5 protein-coding genes are annotated in these 4250 nt (G+C 49.4%); 1 reads left to right on the forward strand and 4 read right to left on the reverse strand.

The window, feature by feature from the left end:
- Together VIN66_RS04895 and VIN66_RS04900 are read right to left on the reverse strand one after the other, a co-directional pair.
- Positions 1 to 252: homocysteine S-methyltransferase family protein (locus tag VIN66_RS04895; protein WP_331922952.1), on the reverse strand; the 252-nt coding region annotated here is incomplete at its 3' end.
- Positions 253 to 267: 15 nt separating this feature from the next.
- Positions 268 to 1194, reverse strand: a complete 927-nt coding sequence (locus VIN66_RS04900) for a homoserine O-succinyltransferase (RefSeq protein ID WP_331922953.1) — start codon at positions 1192 to 1194, stop codon at positions 268 to 270.
- Positions 1195 to 1395: 201 nt separating this feature from the next.
- On the opposite strand from VIN66_RS04900, the gene VIN66_RS04905 reads away from it, so the two are divergent.
- Positions 1396 to 1728 carry a hypothetical protein gene (locus VIN66_RS04905; protein ID WP_331922954.1) on the forward strand — a complete coding sequence of 111 codons (333 nt, stop codon included), beginning with the start codon at positions 1396 to 1398 and terminating at the stop codon, positions 1726 to 1728.
- A gap of 94 nt (positions 1729 to 1822) precedes the next feature.
- Here the strand turns inward: VIN66_RS04905 and VIN66_RS04910 are convergent, their stop codons facing one another.
- Positions 1823 to 2371, reverse strand: coding sequence for a glutathione peroxidase (locus VIN66_RS04910; protein WP_331922955.1), 549 nt, complete (start codon positions 2369 to 2371; stop codon positions 1823 to 1825).
- Between the two features lie 85 nt (positions 2372 to 2456).
- Positions 2457 to 4250: TonB-dependent receptor (locus VIN66_RS04915; RefSeq protein ID WP_331922956.1), on the reverse strand; the 1794-nt coding region annotated here is incomplete at its 5' end.

Below are 4250 nucleotides of genomic sequence, written 5' to 3' on the forward strand. Positions count from 1 at the left end.
GTTGGTTTCAACAATATCGGCGCCAGCCAGTAAATACTGACGGTGAATATCTGCGATTAAATCCGGCTGCGTCAGCACCAGCAAATCGTTGTTGCCTTTGACATCGCAAGGCCAGTTAGCAAACTCTTCACCCCGATAATCAGCTTCTTGTAGCCGGTGCTGCTGGATCATCGTGCCCATAGCACCATCCAGAATTAAAATGCGCTGTTCGAGCAACTGACGAAACTGCTGCGCTGTTAATCTTGCTGTCATAATATGCTCTTTATCTTATGCGCCGTGGCCAATCTGGCTTAACTCAAACGGCGTGGCCTGATATACATAGTAGTTCAGCCAGTTGCTGAACAATAAGAAGGCATGGCTTTGCCACAGTTTTTGTGGCCCCTGCATAGGGTCGTTATTGCGATAGTAATTTTCCGGCAACTTAGCAGTTACGCCGGCGGCCAGATCGCGCTGATATTCTTCGTCCAAAGTGGTTAAGTCGTACTCAGGGTGGCCGGTAACAAATACCCGGCTGCCACTGCTGTTTTGCAGCAAATAGGCGCCGGTAACATCGGCCTCGGCCAGAATATGTAAATCGTCGTGCAGCTGGTACTTTTGCTTGGGTACCTGGGCATAGCGCGAGTGTGGCACTAAAAACTCGTCATCAAAACCACGCACCAGCGGGCACAGCGGCTGAGTCACCTGCTGCCAGTAAACCCCCGACAGTTTCTCGCCGCGAATTTCGCGCTGCAAACCATAGTACTGATACAGCGCCGCATGCGCCGCCCAACACAGAAATAAGGTTGAGGTAACATTATTGTCGGCCCAGCGCAGAATATCGCCAAACTGCGCCCAGTAGGTCACGTCTTCATAATCGACCAGCCCCAGCGGCGCACCGGTAATAATTAAGCCATCGTATTTTTGCTGCTGTACTTCAGAGAAATAACGATAAAAGCAGTTTAAATGGCTTGGCGGCGTGTTTTTACTGACATGATCATCAATGCGCAGTAAATCAACATCCACCTGCAACGGGCTGTTTGCCAGTAAACGCAACAGCTGAATTTCGGTAGCTATTTTATTTGGCATTAAATTTAAAATAGCAATTTTCAGCGGCCGGATATCCTGCGACTGCGCCCTGCTTTCGGTCATCACGAACACATTTTCAGCCGACAGTGCTTCCACTGCCGGCAACTGATCGATCACTTTTATAGGCATAACCACATCCGCTTAACTGACATAGCCGCTATGTTGCGTAAAATGCACAGCGAAGTCAACTTCTATACGTTTAGATGGCCAAATAAACAAGCATGCAGCTGGCTATAGTTGCTGCTTCAGAAAATGGCAGCTATGGTGAGGATAGCGTACACCTAATAACCGGTTTTCCTGACCGTCGTTATTGCCCTGACAGGAGGTATCATGGCGGTACAACTCATTCCCCTTATCAAAACGCTTGCACCATACCTAACAACAATAGCAACCAGCGCGATACCAGCGTTTACCGCTAAATCGGAAGCTGCAAAATCAGAGACAGTTGTCGCACAACAGATAACAGAACTACAACAGGCTGTTACCCGTAACGCCGAAGCGTTGCATACGCTGGCGGAGCAGTTGCAGAAAGTACTGAACTCAGCGGAAGAGGCATCTGAAACAGCTAAACGACAAATAGCCGGCTATAAAGCTCTGGTACTTGGTAGTGGGTTGATCTCACTGTTGTCGTTGTCCATTGCACTTTACAGTGTGTGGTTGTAACAACCTAAGTATCGAGGTAGCCGTGGTTAGGATAACGATTTACGCCACTTTTATGCACAGACTCAGACGCAGCTAAAAGTGGCGTCCTATACTGTTATTTCGCCAACATCGCCTCCAGCTCAGCGATAAACTTTTTATCGTCCGGTTTGGTGCGGCTGCCAAAGTGTTTCACGGTCTGCTCATCACTGCTCACCAGATACTTATTAAAATTCCAGCTAGGTGTTTCACCGGTTTTGGCAATCAGCGCTTTAAATACCGGGTTAGCGTCATCACCTGTGACTTTAGAACTGGCAAACATAGGAAATTTTACGCCATAGGTTAAATAACACACTTCAGCCGTTTTACCGGCATCGTCATATTCCTGTTTAAAACTGTCGGAAGGAAAGCCCAGCACCACTAAACCTTTGTCCTGATACTTCTGGTACAGCGCTTCCAATGCATCGAATTGCGGTGTAAAACCACATTTACTAGCAGTATTTACCACCAGCACAGTTTTGCCTTTAAAGCTGTCACATAAATCGACGCTCTCCCGGGTATTCAGTTGCTGCATGGAATGGCCAAGAATTTCACCGCATTGATTTGCCATCGCCGGCGTGGCAAACACTGAAGTGATAATCGCCATGGCGCTTAGTAGCTGTTTCATTGTTATCTCCTGTAAGGGCTCACTGTTATGTTGCCAGTTCATTACGTACGCTAAGCTTAAACCGATCTGTACCAAAGCGACAGGCTTAAAACTGATACCGTATTGTCAGGCGGGCACTACGGGGTTCCATCGGATGAGAATGCCTGTCCTCCACCCCCTCTGCCGGCTCATCAGTAAGACGAGAAGCATAAAAATAATCAATGTCGCTGTCATTGCTGTCGAGCAGGTTTAGCAGCTCAAACCCCAGTTGCCAGTTTTGCCATTGATACTGGTAGCCGCCATTTAGCACGGTGCTGGTGCCGGAGCGCTGGCGGTTATAGCTGTCCAAAGTGCGCTTGCCAAAATGCCGCAGCCGTAAACTCAGCTGCCAGGGCGAGTCTGCTTTATAAATCACACCCAAGCTGGCAACTACCGGCAAAGCACCGTCTACGTAATCGCCCTCTTCAGGGCTACTCTGGGAAAACCGTGAGCGCGTCAGCGCAAGCTCAGTATCTATACTCCAGTTGCTGTTAAACCAGTAATAAGCTGCTATTTCGACGCCGAAGCGCCTAGACGCACGGCTGGGTTCGTTTGTACCGACATCACCGACATACAGCAGCTCAGAATCCATCTCCAGATACCATAACGCAATAGAGGCATTGAGCGCACTGTAGTCAAAAAAGCGCAGGCCAAGTTCAGCACCATTGCTCCGGACCAGCAGGTTAACCGGCGCCACACTGTCACCACTAACCGGGTCGACTGTCGTCGTTGCACCGCGGGCATCATTCGAGTGAAAACCTTGTCCGGCATTGATGTAAGCCTGCCAATTCGCGGCAAACTGATAACTCAGCCCCGTTTTCAGCGAAGCAATACCGTCAGAGGCACTACCACCATTCAGAGCCAGATCACTGGCCACATCAGCGTCGACATAATCGTAACGGATACCTAAATGCGCATTCCAGTCACTGTTCAGTTGCAGCGTAGTTTGGCTGAACAATGCCACGGAGCTCTGTTCAACGGCATCTGAACGGACCGAACTTAAACGCTGCCGCTTTGCCGTGTTGTAAAGCCCTACCTCAGCAATATCATCATAGCGCAGCTGTATGCCGGCGACATGCTCCACCGCAAATTCGCCTACCTGATGATGCCAGTGATGGCTTAACTCACCACCATATATCCACCTGTCATCGACCTGTTCAAACTGATCGCCGTTGACCGGATCATTAAGGAAATAAGTAAAATTGGACCACAGATCCATTTTGGCCTGTATTGCATAAGCATTCCACTGCCAGGCATCGCTGTACCAGCTGGCAGAAAGGCTATAGCGTGAACTGTTGCCACCCAAATCAGTATCCAGCGAGCCAAAGCTGTCAATTAAGCCCTGTACTACTGCCCGCTGCGGTATTTGATCTGCTGAATTCCAGCTATTGTCATAAGCCATCATTGTCAGCGCCAGCTGGCCCGCGCCCACATTCTGACTGTATCGAGCCAGCAAATTTACTTTATCAACGTTTTCATCGACATCCGTCCAGGGCCCGGTATATTGCTGCAACTCTGCTGCCAACAACATGTTGCCCTTGCCTGCAGCGGTACTCCCTTTGCCAAGCAGGCGGCTGTAGCCATGTTGCCCCAAAGTAAGTGCTGCCGTTTTGCTGGCGCGGTTCTGAATACCAAAGCGTGCAGTCCCCGCTGAGGAAAAGTCGCCGCTATTAGCATGGTAAGCACCTTTCTGATAATCAATCTGTGCGATAACCTCGGGCATGATGAAGTTTAAATCGGTATAGCCCTGGCCATGGCCGTGGCTGCGCATATTAACCGGCATACCGTCAACATAAGTGGCAAAATCGGTGCCGTGGTCCAGATTAAAACCACGCAAAAAATACTGATTCGCTTTACCGCT

This window comes from Rheinheimera sp. (assembly GCF_036568245.1).
GTDB lineage: Bacteria > Pseudomonadota > Gammaproteobacteria > Enterobacterales > Alteromonadaceae > Alishewanella.